The following is a 13454-nucleotide window of genomic DNA, read 5'->3' on the forward strand; positions in this document are numbered from 1 at the left end:
GGCCGCGCGGCCGGACGCCCCCGCGCGGGGGCAGGCCCGCCCCCCGCACCCGCGGTTCAGCGGACGACCACCGTCCGCTGGGCCGAGAAGTCCCCCCATTTGCCGTCGGGGAGTTTGGCCCGGACCTTCACGCTGTAGCGGGTACCGGGCGGGTCGGTGACCACCATGGTGTACTTCGCCCGGCCGTCCGGGGGGTCGCCGCCCCAGACGATGGTGGTGCCGAGTTTCCCGTTGAGGTACAGCTCATGGGATTTGACGTCCCCGCCGAGGTCGGGCGGGAGCCAGCTGAGGTCGATCCGGCCATCGGCGACCTCGGCGGTCAGATCGGTGGGGGCCGTGCTGGGTCCCTTGCCCGCGGCGGGCCGGGTCGTCAGGTCGACGGCGTTGCTGTCGGGCGAGGAGTTCTCGGCGGCGTCCCGGGCCCGGACGGTGAAGGAGTAGACGATGCCGGGGCGCAGTCCGGGGACCTTGGTACTGGTCTCGGTCCCGGCGGCGCTGTGGATCCGGGTGTCCTCCTGGTAGATGTCGTACGCCGTCACCTTGTAGTCGTCGGTCGAGCGGCCCCAGCTGAGGGTGACCGACCGCTGGCCGTCGACCGTGCCGCGCAGCCGGGTGGGGGTGGTGGGGGCCTTCTTGTCGTCCGGGGTGGGGGCGGGGGTGGTGACGGCGGCGGGCGGGCCCGCCGGGGAGACATTGCCCGCGGCGTCCCTGGCCCGGACGGTGAAGGTGTACGCGGTCGCCGGGGTGAGCCCTTCGACATCGGCCATGGTCCGGTCGCCCGGCACGGTCTTGACCTTGCGGTCCTTCTGGTACAGCTCGTATCCGGTGACGGCCTTGTCGTCCTTGGCGGCGTGCCACATGAGGTGGACGGAGGTGGCGCTGCCCGCCTCGGCGTGGACGCCGGTGGGGGTGGTGGGCGGCTTGGTGTCCTTCTTCTCCCCGCCGTCGGAGCAGCCGGTGAGCAGCAGCAGGACGGCGGCGCCGAACAGCGCGGCGGAAGTGGGGGGATGGCGCACGATCGGCCTCCGCTGGCGAGAGCGTGGTAATGGTCCAGACCAACGGGTCCAATATCGCGCCGGTCCGGCTCCGGATCAACCCCTCTTGCCCCGGCTCCCTTTCGGGATCCCCGGGGAAGGGCCCGGCCGGGCGGAAAGTCCGACTTAGAGCCCGCCCGGGTGAACCCTTCCCGGTGACCGGCCGGGCAGTCCGCTGTACGTGCCACAGTTATTCTCCCGGGTCCGTCCGTCTCGTACGGCGTGGCCGGTTCCCCGCGCACTCGTCCCCGGGGACAGGCGCGTTCACGGCCCGGCTGCGTCAGGAAGGCGGGAGACGGAGATGTCGACGCGGAATCGCCCGACCCCGGTACCGGTTTCGGCCGGATCGGAAGTCCTCGAAGTGCTGCGGACCCGGAGCGCGGTCCGCCAGTTCACCGACCGGCCCGTCGGCGACGACGAGTTGGACCGGCTGCTGGACGCCCTGCTGGCGGCGCCCAGCGGCGGCAACAAACAGGCATGGTCCTTCGTGGCCGTCCGCGATCCCCGGACGTTGCGGCTGCTGAGAGCCTTCTCGCCGGGGGTGATCGAGCCCCCTCCGCTGCTCGTGGTGGCCTGCTTCGACCGCTCGCGGGCCGTCAAGGACGACGGCGAGTTCTGGGACGAGGGGCTGCTGTGCGTGGCGATGGCCGTCCAGAACCTGCTGCTCGCCGCGCACGCCATCGGTCTCGGCGGCTGTCCCGCCGCGAGCTTCCGCAAACCGGCTGTCCGGCTGCTGCTGGGACTGCCCGAACACATCGAACCCTTGCTGTTGGTCCCGGTGGGGCAGCCGAGGCGGCCCCTGGTCTCACCACAGCGCCGGAACCGCGAAGAGGTGATCAGCCATGACTACTGGGGGCACGACGCGTGAGTCCGCCGATGAACCGGACGGCGGCGGCCCGCCGGAGGCCGCCGGTACCGGGACCGCACCGGCTGCCGAGGCCACGGGGGCGGACGCGACCGGAGGCGGAGCGGGCCGCGGGACCCCGTACCCCGACCCGTCGACCGACGAGGAGTTGCTGCTGCTCGCCGCCTATCTGTTGAGCAGCGGGCGGGGCCTGCTGGACGAACCGCAGGTGTACGGCACCTTCCGGTGTGTCGACGCGACCCGCCGGGTGCTGGTCCTGCTGCGCCGCCGGGGAGTGGGCCACGAGGAGCTGGACCGGCTCCACCGGGAGCTGGAGGACTTCATGTGCGGTCCGATGACCCCGCGCGATCTGCCCGTCTTCCTCGACGATCTGTGCGGACGGTTCACCGTACTGCTGCGGGACTCCGATCTGATCGCACCGGCCCCGGTACGGGCCCCCGCCCCGGCCGTCTGAGGGGCGGCCGATGACCGGCACCACGACGGGGCGAGCCCCGGAAGGAAGCGTGATATGACGACGGGATTCGACGTTCTGCCCGTCACCCGGACGTGTCAGAGACTCCTCCTGCGCGGCGACCACGCGCTGATCGGGGTCAGTACCGGGAACAGCTACTTCAGCCAGGATCGGCTGGGCGCGCTGCTGGCCTGGGCGGAGCGGCATTTCACCCGGGTCGACCTGCTCTACATCGACACCCATATCGAACCGATGCTGCTGGCCACCGGTATGACTCCGGAACAGGCCGCCAGCCGGACGAAGAGCATGCTCAAGGACGTCCGGCGGAGGATCCGCCGGGCCCTGGAGATGACCGAGTCGGCCGAGGAGGGCCGGATCCGGGTCGGACCGCTCTCGGCTTACCTCCGACTGCCCGAGTATCTGGCGGTGCTGCGGCGGATCGATACGGACCTCGGCGACCGCGGCGTACTCACCCCCTCCGCCGAGGAGCAGGTACGCGAACTGGTGGCGAGCCACGCGCCCGGTGACCCGGACCCGGCGGCCCGGGCCGCGCTGCTCCAGGCGGGTATCGAGTACCTCCGGGCCGAGCTGCCGTTCCTGCTGGACACCCCGGCCATCCTCGGGGTCCCGACCTCCGTCACCTGCTACCACAAACTGATGCCGGTGGTACGGGAGATGTTCGAGGGCCTGGGCTGCCTCAGCCGCAATCCCCGCCAGGGCTTCCTTGTCGTCCGCCCGCCGCGACCCGCGTCCGGGGGCCGTTTCGGAACCCTGCTGCCCGGCCCTTCCGACCGTTTCGACCTATCCGACCCATCCGAACCCTCCGGCCAGAGGAGAGACGAATTGACACTCATCGAACAGTACGACGAGATCTCTGCGGACTACACCGATGTGGAGAGGGTGTTCAGCACCTATCGCACCCTGATCGAGATCCCGTCCCTGCTCCGGGCCATCGGCCCGGTCGAGGGGGCCGCCGTCCTGGACGTCGGCTGCGGGTCGGGGGCGTACACCCGGCTGCTGCGGCGCCGGGGCGCGGCGGAGGTCCTGGGCGTGGATGTCTCCCCCGGGATGGTCGAGGTGGCGCGGCGGTTCGAGGAGCGCGAGCCGCTGGGCGTGCGGTACGCGGTGCACGACGCGGCGGGCATGCCCGAACTCGGCCGGTTCGACGCGGCGGTCGCGGTCGCCGTGCTGCATTACGCGGAGAGCCGGGCGAACCTGCGGAGCATGCTGGAGAGCATCCGGGCGAACCTGGTGCCCGGCGGGCGGTTCGTCGCCTATGTCGGCAATCCCGGGCTCCCGGCGGGCGCCGTCCAGATGAACGGGCTGGTCGTCCACCGTCCGGAGAACGCGCGGGACGGCGATCCCTCGCCGCTGACCATCCCCACGATCCCGCCGACCGTGCTCCCGGCCCGCTACTGGCGCCGCGAGACCATCGAGGAGGTCCTGCTGGAGGCGGGGTTCCACGATCCGGTGTGGGAGCCGCTCGACGGTCTTCCACCGGGTGCGGGCGAGCCGGTGAACCTGCTGTTGAGTGCGCGGGCCAAACCGGTTGGTCGGTCAGCAGCGGACGAGCGGTCGCGCCCTGCGGAGACGGCTCTGTCGGGGGCCTGACCCGGTGGCCGGCCGGGGCCGGACGCCCCGGCCGGCCCGGGCGGGGGCGGCGGCCCCGATTCCGTCCCGCCCGGAACCCGGGGAAAGGGGCTGCCCGCGCCCAAGGGCCCCGGCCTACCATGCGCCGAGATCGACAACTCCGGCGAAGGGCGGCCGTCATGACGAACACTCCCGCGCAGTCGCGGGCGCAGGCGCAGTGGTACTCCCCCACTCCCCTCGCCCCACCCGGTCCGGTGCCGGACGACCGGACCCGGCGGCGGGTCCGGGCCTGGCTCGGCGAACGGACCGACGAGATGGCCGAGTTGCTGATCCGGCTGGTCGCGGTGGAGTCGGAGAACCCGCCGGGCCGGGAACTCGGCCGCTGTGCCGCCACCCTGCGGGACGCCCTGGCCGGGCTGGGGATCGAGGCCCGGCTGCTGCCGGTCACCGCCGCGCCCGCCGGTCCCGAGGATCCGGCGGTCGTCCGGGCGACCGTGGGCGACGGCGACCGGCTGCTCTACTTCCACGGCCACTTCGACGTCGTCCCGGCCCAGGACCGGGGGCAGTTCAGCGCCGTACGGGCGGGCGGCCGGATCACCGGACGCGGTACGGCCGATATGAAGGGCGGCGTCGTCGGCATGGTCTACGGGGCCGTCGCCGCCCGTGAGCTGGGCCTGATCGACGACGGCCGGATCGTGCTGCACCTGGTGTGCGACGAGGAGACCGGGAGCGTCGCGGGCGCCGGTGAACTGGTCGCCCGGGGCCTGATCGACCCGGGCGCGCTGGCCGTACTGACCGCCGAGCCCAGCGGCGGCGCGATCTGGCACGCGGCGCGCGGCGCGCTCACCCTGCGGGTCGACGTCCGGGGCACCGAGGCGCATGTCGGACAGGCCGAGCGGGGGGTGAACGCCTTTCTGCGGATGCTCGACCTGGTCCGGCCCGTCGAGCGGTACGCGGCCGAGCTGGCCGGGCGCCCGACCGGATTCGCCACGGGCCCCGACGATCCGCCGGGCAGTCAGCTGGTGATCGGCGGTCTCGCGGGGAGCGGCGCCAACTTCAATGTCGTACCGGGGACCGCGTACTTCACGATCGACGGCCGGTTCAACCCGGAGGAGGACCCGGTCGTGGAGGAGCGGCGGCTGCGGGCACTGATCGAGGAGGCGGCGCGGGAGACCGGGACCGAGGTCACGGTGGTCCGGACCCAGCTCCAGCCGTCCGCCGCGACGGACCCGGGGCATCCGGCGGCCGGGGTGCTGGCCCGTACGGTCGCCGCGGTCGAGGGCGTACCGGCCCGTTTCGAACTCTGTCCGGGGATCCTGGAGACCCGCTGGTACGCCCGGCATTCCGTACCGGCCTTCGGGTACGGCCCCGGCCGGCTGGACGTGTCGCACGGGCCCCGTGAGTACGTGGAGGAGGCGGCGCTCCACCGGACGGCCGAGGTGTACGCGCTCTATGCGGGTGAGCTGCTGGGCTGACCGAGAGGAGCGGGGCGGAGCGCGGCCCGGCGTACCCCCGGCCGCTGGTGACCCGCCGGGGGCCGTCGGCTCAGCCCCCGGCGGGTACGGCGCCGTGCCGACCCCCGGCGGGTACGGTGTCGGTGGGCGGCACCGACGCTCCAGGCGATACCGAGATCGCGCCGCTGGCGACGGGCGGAACGGCCGAGGACGGAGCGCCGCGAGAGATGTTTCGCCCCCACCGCATCCTCCGCCCGAGCCCGGTCCGTCCCACCGCGCGTGGCCGCACCACGGGGTTACTCAATTAGGCAAGGCGAACCTATCCATCGGGGCCGCCGCCCCCGGGCGGTCGCCCAGGGGCGCGAGGAAACCACGCCACGAGCCGCAGGGGGCCGCGCCCGGGAGCCCGCGGCATGGCCACGGCGCGCCCGGTACCGGAACACGCCGGATCGCGTCGGCGTGGCCCGCGATGAATTCCCGGCCGTGCCCGAGTCTCTGTTGATATGGACTCGACACAGCCCCCTGCCCCGGCCCCCGCGCCCGCCCTCCGCCCCGCCGCCGACGCGGTCGTACGCCTCCTCGGAGGTGTCGACGACGCCCGGCTCGAAGCCCCCACGCCCTGTCCCGACTACGCGGTACGGGAGCTGCTGGGGCATCTGTCGATGCTGGCGACCGCCTTCCGGGACGCCGGGCGCAAGGATCTGGGGCAGACCACGAACACCGCACCGGACAGCGCCCGGCCCGTCCTGGAGCGGGACTGGCGGGATGTGCTGCCGGTCCGGCTGAGGGAGCTGGCGACGGCCTGGAGCCGTCCCGAGGCATGGGAGGGCATGACCAGGGCCGGGGGCGTCACCATGCCCGCCGAGATCGCCGGGCGGGTCGCTCTCGACGAACTGATCGTCCACGGCTGGGATCTGGCGGTGGCCACCGGGCAGCCGTACGACCCGCCGGAGGACGGGCTCCGGGTCGCGCACGACCTGCTGGCGGCGGCCGGGGAGGACGATCCGACCCGGGGCACGATCTTCGGCCCGCCCGTCCCCGTCCCGGCGGACGCGCCGCTGCTCGACCGGGTCGTCGCCCTCAGCGGCCGGCGCCCGGACTGGTCGCCCCGGTAGCCGGGGCGGCCGCGTCAGCCCGGTATCGGCAGTCCGGTATCGGCGGTCCGGCCGGGGACGCGGCCCGGTCCGGCGGTCCCGGATCCCGCCGCCAGCAGGGCCCGTACTCCGGCGCGGAGTTCGTCGTCGGTCCGGATGGCCCGCCCGGTGTCGAGCGGGTCCCGGACGCGGCGGTCGCGTTCCGCGAGGTCGGTCAGCCGGGCCGTGTCGGCGGGGGTCAGGGCCTCGGCGCCCAGCCGCTCCAACGCGGCGAGACAGCCGGGCGGGTCGATACCCCGTTCGAGGGATTCGAGGACGAGGCCGGCCGCGCCGGGCGGTGGCGCCCCGATCGCGTACAGCGCCAGGATCACCGCCGGGACGGCACATGCCGCGTCGAGGAGGCCCGTCAGCGCCGGGACCAGGGGCCGGGCCGCCGGGCCGAGTTCGGCGGCGGCCCCGGCGCAGCGATGCGCCACCCGGGGCGTGCGGCGGCCCGCCGCCGCGGTGAGGACGTCCTGGAGGACGGCGACCGCCTCACCGGGGTCGCCGGTGATCCGGGCCAGGGCCGTGGCCGTGGCCGTGTCGGCGAGGAGTTCGGCTTCGGGCGCGTCCGCCGCGGGACCGGCGAGAGCGGCCCGCAGCCGGGGTATCAGCACCAGCCCGTCGGAGCCGAGTCCGGCGGCGGCGCGGGCGATGTGCTCCCGGGTCGGCAGGGCGTCGGACCCGCCGGCCAGCGCGTCCCTGAGCAGGTCGATCAAGGGCTCGCTCTCCCCGGTGAGGGTGTGCAGGGCGTCGGCGGCGGCGTACCGGTCGGCGGGCTCTCCGGCCGACGCGGTACGCCGCAGCAGGGCGGCGGTCTCCCGGCGGGCCTCGGGCGGGCAGACCGCGACGACGGCCGGGGCGAACTCCGCGGGGGCCCGGGTGAACAGCGCCGTCAGTTCGGGCAGGGCGGCGGCGGCGAGCCCGCCCCAGGCGGTGAGCCGGTCCGCGAGCTGCCGCCCGGCGAGCCGGTCCGCGGGGTGCGCCGGGCTCCAGCCGGTGTCGACGGAGGTCAGGGCGATCCGGATGGAGTTGAGCAGTTCGGGTGTGTAGGCCAGGGGCAGGGCGCCGACGGCCGGTGCCCGCTCGACCAGGACGGCGACGGTACGGCCCCGGGCGCCGAGGTCGCGGCCGAGCAGACGGGCGGCCCCGGCCGGGGTGATTCCGGCCAGTACCTCCAGGGCCCGCGCGGCGAGTTCGCCGCCGCCTTCGGCCAGGGCCGCGAGGGCGGGTACGGCGGCCGCCGCGTGGTCGCCGAGCCGTTCGAGGACCGGGAGGAGCGACGCGGTGTGCGGGAAGGCGGGGTCGTCGAGGAGGGAGACCAGGACGGGCGCGAGCCGGGGCGGCGCGCCGCGCGACACCGTACAGAGGTGTTCGGCGGCCCAGAGGGCTTCGGCGCGGGCGTCGCCGCCGGGGAGCCGGAGCGCCGATTCGACCACTCCGTACGCCGCCTCGCGGCCGGGTCCGGTCTCCCTGGCCAGCAGGACGTCGACCACATGGCGCAGGGGCGCGCCGTAGGCGGCGGCGAACCGGCCGGAGACCAGCGGGGCGGCGGGCAGCAGCGACAGCAGGGCGTCCCGGTGGCTCTCCGTCCAGGCCGCTCCGGCCTCGGCGACGGTCACCAGGGCCGTCAGCCGGGCCTGGGCGCAGTCGCCGTCGCCGTCGCCGTCGGCCAGGGTGTCCCCGGCCCGTTCCACCGCGCCGGCCGGGTCGGCCCTGGCGAGCGCGGCCAGCAGCTCGGCCCGGGCGACCGGGTCCTTCTCCTCGGCGCGGCGGCGGTGCAGGGCGGGCAGGGCGGCGGGGTCGGCGGTGGCCCCGGCGGCCCAGATCGCGGCCCGCCGGATCCGGGCGTCCGGGTCGTCGATCAGCGGCAGGATCAGCGGGAGCCGGGCGGCGACGGCGGCCCGGCAGCCGACGGCCGGGGCGGGCCCCACCGGGCGGCCGTCCTCGGCGCCCGAGGCGATCGCGCCGAGCAGGGCCAGGAGTTCGGCGGGGCGCACTCCGGCGGCGGCCAGCCGGGCGAGGAACGGCACGGCCTCGGCGCTCGCCCCGTACACCGTCCCCTGATGGACGATGCTCCCCCACAGCTCGTCAAGGGCCTCGGACGCCTCGTCCGGGTCGCCCGCGAGGGCCCGCAGCAGCCCGGGAACGTCCTCCGCGGCGCCGTAGGCGTGCTCGGCTTCGGCCCAGCGCACGGCGTCGATGCCGACGAAAACCCGTTCGAGATCCATGCTGCCGAGCATCCCACGAGGGTCTGACATCCCGGCCGGACCGACGGACCGACAAGACCGGCAAGACCGGCAAGACCGGCAACCGCCCCGCGATACGTATCTATTCGGCGCGGGCGAGTACCGCGAGCCGTCCGGCCTCCGCGCGGGTGGCACGGGCGATCGCGGCTTCGTCCACCGTCACCAGGCGGCCGTCCTCGACCACGGGCCGGCCGTCCACGAGGGAGAGCGTGACGGGGGCCGGGGCGCCCAGCACGAGCGCGGCCACCGGGTCGGCGATGGAGGCATGGGCGAGGGTGTCCAGCCGCCAGAGCACCAGATCGGCGAGTTTGCCGGGCTCCAGGGAGCCGGTTTCCGCCTGGCGGCCCAGGACCCGGGCACCGCCGTAGGTGCCGAGCCGGAGCGCCTGACGGGTGGTCAGGGCTGCCGCGCGACGGCCGCCGAGCCTGCCGACCAGCAGCGCGTTGCGGAGTTCGGTGTGGAGTTCCCCGGTCTCGTTGGACGCCGTGCCGTCGACGCCGAGACCGACGGGGACCCCGGCGGCGAGCAGCTCGGGGACCGGCGCGATCCCGGCGGCGAGCCGGGCGTTGGAGGAGGGGCAGTGCGCGACACCGGTTCCGGTCCGGGCGTAGGCGGCGATGTCGGCACCGTTCAGATGGACGCAGTGCGCCAGCCAGACATCGTCGCCGAGCCAGCCGGTCTCGGCGAAGTAGTCGGTGGGCCCCATCCCGAACCGCTCATGACAGAACCGTTCCTCCTCGACGGTCTCGGAGCCGTGGGTATGCAGCCGTACGCCCTTCCGGCGGGCCAGCGCCGCGCCTTCCCGCATCAGTTCGGCGGAGACGGAGAACGGGGAGCAGGGCGCGACGGCGATCCTGGTCATCGCGCCGGGCGACGGGTCGTGGTGCCGGTCGATCGCCTCCTCGGTGGCGGTCAGCGCGCCGTCCAGGCTCTCCACCGCGAAGTCGGGCGGCAGTCCGCCGTCCGAGGCGCCCCGGTCCATGGACCCCCTGGCCAGGGTGAGCCGGACGCCCAGTTCGCGGGCCGCGCCGACGACCGCGCCGGTGAGGTCCCCGGCCCCGCGCGGATGGACGTAGTGGTGGTCGGCGGCGGTGGTGACCCCGCCGAGGGCCATCGTCGCCAGCGACCCCTCGGCCGCCGCGCGGACCATGGGTTCGTCGATCCGCGCCCAGACGGGGTAGAGCGCGACGAGCCAGTCGAAGAGGTGGTGTTCGGTGGCGAGGCCCCGGGTGAGCCACTGGTAGAAGTGGTGGTGGGTATTGATCAGACCGGGTGTGACGAGATGGCCGGTGCCGTCGATCCGGCGGACCGGGCCCATGGGTCCGCCGGGCGCGGGGCCCGGTCCGACCGCCTCGATCCGGTTGCCCCGGACGACGACATGGCCGGTGGCGTACTCGGTGTCGTGGGCGTCGACCGTCGCGACGGCACAGTTCTCGATGACGATCCGCTGCTCCGCCGCGCCCGCCGCCGTCTCGGGCTCGTTTTCCTCCGGGATGGCCGGTCCCTCCGATTCCTCTTGCTCCGACGTCCGGTCGCTCCGGCTTCGCCATGACCCGAGCCGGACCGATACGGGGGTCAGAGGTTGGTCATGTCCACCGGGATGGCCGCGTCGGCGCCGTCCCGCAGTACGGTCGCCTCGATCAGCCCGTAGGGCCGGTCGGCGGCGAAGTAGACCTCGTTGTCGTTGGTCAGCCCGAAGGGTTCGAGGTCGACCAGGAAGTGGTGTTTGTTGGGGAGCGAGAACCGGATCTCGTCGATCTCGCCCCGCTCCTCGATCACCCGTGAGCCCATCCGGTAGAGCGTCTGCTGGAGGGAGCGGGAGTAGGTCCCCGCGAACGTCTCCAGGATGTGCCCGCGGGCCTCGGCGTACGACGTCTCCCAGTCGGGCGCCGGGTGCTGGTCCGAGGTCCAGCCGTACCGCCAGCGGGCGGTGACATCGGTCGCCAGGATCCGGTCGTACGCCTCCTCCAAGGTGGTGTACCGGTCCCTGGCGTACCCCCGGAACTCGGAGTCCGTGGTGTTGAGGAGCGTCAGCTCCGTCAGCCCCGAGATCACCTCCCACGATTCGCCGTCATAGCTGATCTGGGCGAGCCTGGTCTCCCGTCCCGCGCGGACGAAGGAGTGCTGTACGCCGTCCGGCCCCGGATGGCCGGAGCACGTGCGGGAACAGGACCCGGAGCGGGTACGGGAGCGCGCGACGCGCTCCCACGCGTACTCCTCGATCCTTATCCGGGCCCGGTGTACGGCCCGTTGGGAGGTCACGAAGTGCCGGGCCAGCCGGATGCCGAACTGCTCGGCGGAGGCGATGCCGTACTCCTTGGCGAAGGCGAAGACCGTGTTCTTGGTGGTATCGGTCGGCAGGACGGTCGCGTTGGAGCCGGAGTGGTGGGTCTCCGCCATGTCACCGCCGAGCGCGACGGAGACGCTGAGGTCCTTGATGTGGTGGGTGCCGCCGTCCCGGACGATCCGCACCACGCGGTTCTCCGCCTTGCCGTACTGGTTCTGGCCGAGGATCACGGGCATCGTCCTAGCTCCCTCGGTAGACGGAGTAGCCGAACGGACTGAGCAGCAGGGGTACGTGGTAGTGCTCGCCCGGTACGACGGCGAAGGCGACCGTCACCTCCGGGAAGAACACCGGGTCCGGGTCGCCGTCGTGGGCCCCGGCCGCGCCGGTCCGGAAGTACGTCTCCGTCCCGAAGTCGAGCCGGATGCGGGTGGCGTCCTCCGGCGGTGCCGGAAGGTCCTGGCAGCGCCCGTCCGGGCCGGTGGTGGAGCCGCCGCACTCCGTCCACCCGGCTGTCGCCCCGGACCGGGCCGACAATCGGACGGGGACACCGTGGGCGGGGCGTCCGGTACTGGTGTCCAGGACGTGGGTCGATACCGAAGCGGTGGTCTCCGTACTCATCTGCCTGCGCTTCCTCGGCGGTGCCGCCCGGGGAGGGCCGCACTCCGGCGAATGCCGGGGGCCGGTCGGTAGGCCCCGGGCCGAATCGGGAAAGGGACGGAAGGGACTGACAGGAAGGGTCAGCCTTCCGGTACGGAGCCGAGGAGCCGGGTGAGCCGGATGCGGTTGATCCCGGCCAGTTCGGTCCGGACGATCGCCCGCTCCTGTTCCGGCGAATGGCCGACCCTGGCCCGGGCCGCGTCCCGTAGCTGCTCGGCGGTCCGGCCGGTGGCCCGGATCAGCAGCACATGGCCGAACTTCTCCTGGTAGGCGCGGTTCAGCTCCAGCAGCTCCGCCCGCAGCGCGTCGGACGCTCCCGCCAGGCCCCGCTGTTCGCGGGCCGATACCGGGTCGCCGGGCTCCGGGCGGCCGATCGGCGGATGGCCCGCCAGCGCCTCCGCCAGGTCACCGGCCGTCAGCGCGGCCGTCGCGGCGTCGCCGGCGGCGAGCAGCCCGTCCGCGGTCGGATAGGGACGGCCGCCGAGCAGGGCGTCCCGCCAGGCCGTACTGGCGCAGATCGCGTGGAGCGCGGCACCGGCGGCCCGTTCCGGGGCGGAGTTGAACCGGCCGAGCCCGTCGGGCTCCGCCGGACCGCCAAGGGAGCCGGGCGCGGCACGCGTTCCCCGGAGTGGTGGACTCGACGTCACGGGACCTCCGTGGCTGCTGGTCACACGGGTCCGGCCGACCGGAATCGGCGCGTCCCCCGGTCGGTTCCGACGGCCGTGGGCCCGCTCGTCGGGCTCCGCCCAGCTAACGCGCTCCGCCATCCGGCGTCAACACTTTGTTGAAAAACTCCGGCCGGCACGGCGGGGGGTTCGGCCCGGCCTGCCGGCCTCAACGACCCCCGCTCGCCCGCTCCCGGTTGAGGTAGTTGTAGACGGTGAAGCGGCTGACGCCGAGCGCCCCGGCGACGGTCTCCACGCCGTGGCGGACCGCGAAGGCGCCCCGGGCCTCCAGATTCCGTACGATCCGCTGTTTCTCCTTGCGGTCCAGTTCGGCGAGCGGCTTGCCGTGGTCTCGCTCCAGCGCCGCCAGGATCCGGTCGAGGGAGTGGGAGAGCCCGGGGAGCCGTACGGCGACGACGGCGCGGCCCTCCCAGGAGAGCACCACGTCGTCGGGTCCGGCGAGTTCGGGGCGGACGAGTTCGGCGCCGATGGCGTCGGTCAGCGGACGGACGGCGGCGGTCAGCGGATGCGGGTCGGCGCCCTCGCCGCCGCCATCAGCACCTTCGCCGCCGCACCCGGCACCGCCGCCGCCGTGGCCGGTGCTCGTGGCCGGTCCGGCGGAGCCGGGGCCCGGCGCCGTACCGGAAGGTCCGCCGGACACCGGCCGCCGGACGTCGGGGGGAGGATTCATCGCCCCTCCCCCGGCACCACATTGACCTGGAGCGATATCCGGGTCGCCCCGGCCCGCAAGGAGCTGCGCAGCAGGGCGTCCACGGCGGCGAGCACCGTATCGGCCCGCCCCTCCGCCGTATTGCCGAAGGGCCCGACGTCGACGGTGTCCACCCCGGCGTCCAGCATCACCTCGCGGGCGGCGATCGCGTGCGGGGGCGTCCGGTCGAGGTCGAAGGGCTCGGTCGTGAACTCCACCGTCAGTCGCATCCGGTGCCCTCGCTCCCCCGCCGCGACAGCGGCGTTCCGGTCGGCGGAGGCCCGTGCGGACGCCGCGAGGCGACCCTAGCCGGGCCGCGCCCCGCCGTCCTCCCGGTCGCGCGAACCGCCCGCCCCCAAC

General features: G+C 74.3%; 13 protein-coding genes. 5 read left to right on the forward strand and 8 right to left on the reverse strand.

Annotated elements, in window-relative coordinates; all coding sequences use genetic code 11:
• Window positions 1-56 precede the first annotated feature (56 nt).
• A complete protein-coding gene (locus tag ABZ714_RS21645; RefSeq protein ID WP_358826914.1) occupies window positions 57-1016 on the reverse strand; it encodes a fibronectin type III domain-containing protein in 960 nt (319 codons plus the stop codon).
• A 319-nt stretch (window positions 1017-1335) separates the two neighbouring features.
• On the opposite strand from ABZ714_RS21645, the gene ABZ714_RS21650 reads away from it, so the two are divergent.
• The 5 genes from ABZ714_RS21650 to ABZ714_RS21670 all read left to right on the forward strand — a co-directional run bounded on the left by ABZ714_RS21650 (window position 1336) and on the right by ABZ714_RS21670 (window position 6509).
• On the forward strand, window positions 1336-1902 hold the full coding sequence (locus tag ABZ714_RS21650) for a nitroreductase family protein (RefSeq protein WP_358826915.1): 567 nt from the start codon (window positions 1336-1338) through the stop codon (window positions 1900-1902).
• Window positions 1877-2353: a DUF6092 family protein gene (locus tag ABZ714_RS21655; RefSeq protein WP_358826916.1), complete on the forward strand. Its 477-nt coding sequence runs from the start codon at window positions 1877-1879 to the stop codon at window positions 2351-2353. The genes ABZ714_RS21650 and ABZ714_RS21655 overlap by 26 nt, the downstream gene beginning before the upstream one ends.
• 54 nt (window positions 2354-2407) lie before the next feature.
• Entirely contained in the window at window positions 2408-3961 is a 1554-nt protein-coding gene (locus ABZ714_RS21660; RefSeq protein WP_358826917.1) for a tRNA-dependent cyclodipeptide synthase, read from the forward strand.
• 158 nt (window positions 3962-4119) lie between these two features.
• Window positions 4120-5415: a M20/M25/M40 family metallo-hydrolase gene (locus tag ABZ714_RS21665; protein WP_358826918.1), complete on the forward strand. Its 1296-nt coding sequence runs from the start codon at window positions 4120-4122 to the stop codon at window positions 5413-5415.
• 482 nt (window positions 5416-5897) lie between these two features.
• Window positions 5898-6509, forward strand: coding sequence for a TIGR03086 family metal-binding protein (locus tag ABZ714_RS21670; RefSeq protein ID WP_358826919.1), 612 nt, complete (start codon window positions 5898-5900; stop codon window positions 6507-6509).
• Between the two features lie 14 nt (window positions 6510-6523).
• Here the strand turns inward: ABZ714_RS21670 and ABZ714_RS21675 are convergent, their stop codons facing one another.
• The 7 genes from ABZ714_RS21675 to ABZ714_RS21705 all read right to left on the reverse strand — a co-directional run bounded on the left by ABZ714_RS21675 (window position 6524) and on the right by ABZ714_RS21705 (window position 13324).
• Window positions 6524-8770 carry a HEAT repeat domain-containing protein gene (locus tag ABZ714_RS21675; protein ID WP_358826920.1) on the reverse strand — a complete coding sequence of 749 codons (2247 nt, stop codon included), beginning with the start codon at window positions 8768-8770 and terminating at the stop codon, window positions 6524-6526.
• A gap of 88 nt (window positions 8771-8858) precedes the next feature.
• Window positions 8859-10271, reverse strand: coding sequence for an 8-oxoguanine deaminase (locus ABZ714_RS21680; protein ID WP_358826991.1), 1413 nt, complete (start codon window positions 10269-10271; stop codon window positions 8859-8861).
• Window positions 10272-10351: 80 nt separating this feature from the next.
• Window positions 10352-11299: a factor-independent urate hydroxylase gene (gene pucL / locus ABZ714_RS21685; protein WP_358826921.1), complete on the reverse strand. Its 948-nt coding sequence runs from the start codon at window positions 11297-11299 to the stop codon at window positions 10352-10354.
• Window positions 11300-11303: 4 nt separating this feature from the next.
• On the reverse strand, window positions 11304-11681 hold the full coding sequence (gene uraH / locus ABZ714_RS21690; protein WP_358826922.1) for a hydroxyisourate hydrolase: 378 nt from the start codon (window positions 11679-11681) through the stop codon (window positions 11304-11306).
• A 119-nt stretch (window positions 11682-11800) separates the two neighbouring features.
• Window positions 11801-12367, reverse strand: a complete 567-nt coding sequence (gene uraD, locus ABZ714_RS21695; RefSeq protein WP_358826923.1) for a 2-oxo-4-hydroxy-4-carboxy-5-ureidoimidazoline decarboxylase — start codon at window positions 12365-12367, stop codon at window positions 11801-11803.
• 187 nt (window positions 12368-12554) lie between these two features.
• Window positions 12555-12908, reverse strand: a complete 354-nt coding sequence (locus ABZ714_RS21700) for a helix-turn-helix domain-containing protein (RefSeq protein WP_358826992.1) — start codon at window positions 12906-12908, stop codon at window positions 12555-12557.
• A 164-nt stretch (window positions 12909-13072) separates the two neighbouring features.
• Entirely contained in the window at window positions 13073-13324 is a 252-nt protein-coding gene (locus ABZ714_RS21705; RefSeq protein WP_358826924.1) for a hypothetical protein, read from the reverse strand.
• Window positions 13325-13454 lie beyond the last annotated feature (130 nt).

It is taken from the genome of Streptomyces sp. NPDC006798 (assembly GCF_040635975.1).
Taxonomy (GTDB): domain Bacteria; phylum Actinomycetota; class Actinomycetes; order Streptomycetales; family Streptomycetaceae; genus Streptomyces.

Coding starts and splice junctions, on each gene's coding strand:
- ABZ714_RS21650 (WP_358826915.1), top strand. CDS start 1,336: ATGTCGACGCGGAATCGCCCGACCCCGGTACCGGTTTCGGCCGGATCG.
- ABZ714_RS21655 (WP_358826916.1), top strand. CDS start 1,877: ATGACTACTGGGGGCACGACGCGTGAGTCCGCCGATGAACCGGACGGC.
- ABZ714_RS21660 (WP_358826917.1), top strand. CDS start 2,408: ATGACGACGGGATTCGACGTTCTGCCCGTCACCCGGACGTGTCAGAGA.
- ABZ714_RS21665 (WP_358826918.1), top strand. CDS start 4,120: ATGACGAACACTCCCGCGCAGTCGCGGGCGCAGGCGCAGTGGTACTCC.
- ABZ714_RS21670 (WP_358826919.1), top strand. CDS start 5,898: ATGGACTCGACACAGCCCCCTGCCCCGGCCCCCGCGCCCGCCCTCCGC.
- ABZ714_RS21675 (WP_358826920.1), bottom strand. CDS start 8,770: ATGCTCGGCAGCATGGATCTCGAACGGGTTTTCGTCGGCATCGACGCC.
- pucL (WP_358826921.1), bottom strand. CDS start 11,299: ATGCCCGTGATCCTCGGCCAGAACCAGTACGGCAAGGCGGAGAACCGC.
- uraH (WP_358826922.1), bottom strand. CDS start 11,681: ATGAGTACGGAGACCACCGCTTCGGTATCGACCCACGTCCTGGACACC.
- ABZ714_RS21705 (WP_358826924.1), bottom strand. CDS start 13,324: ATGCGACTGACGGTGGAGTTCACGACCGAGCCCTTCGACCTCGACCGG.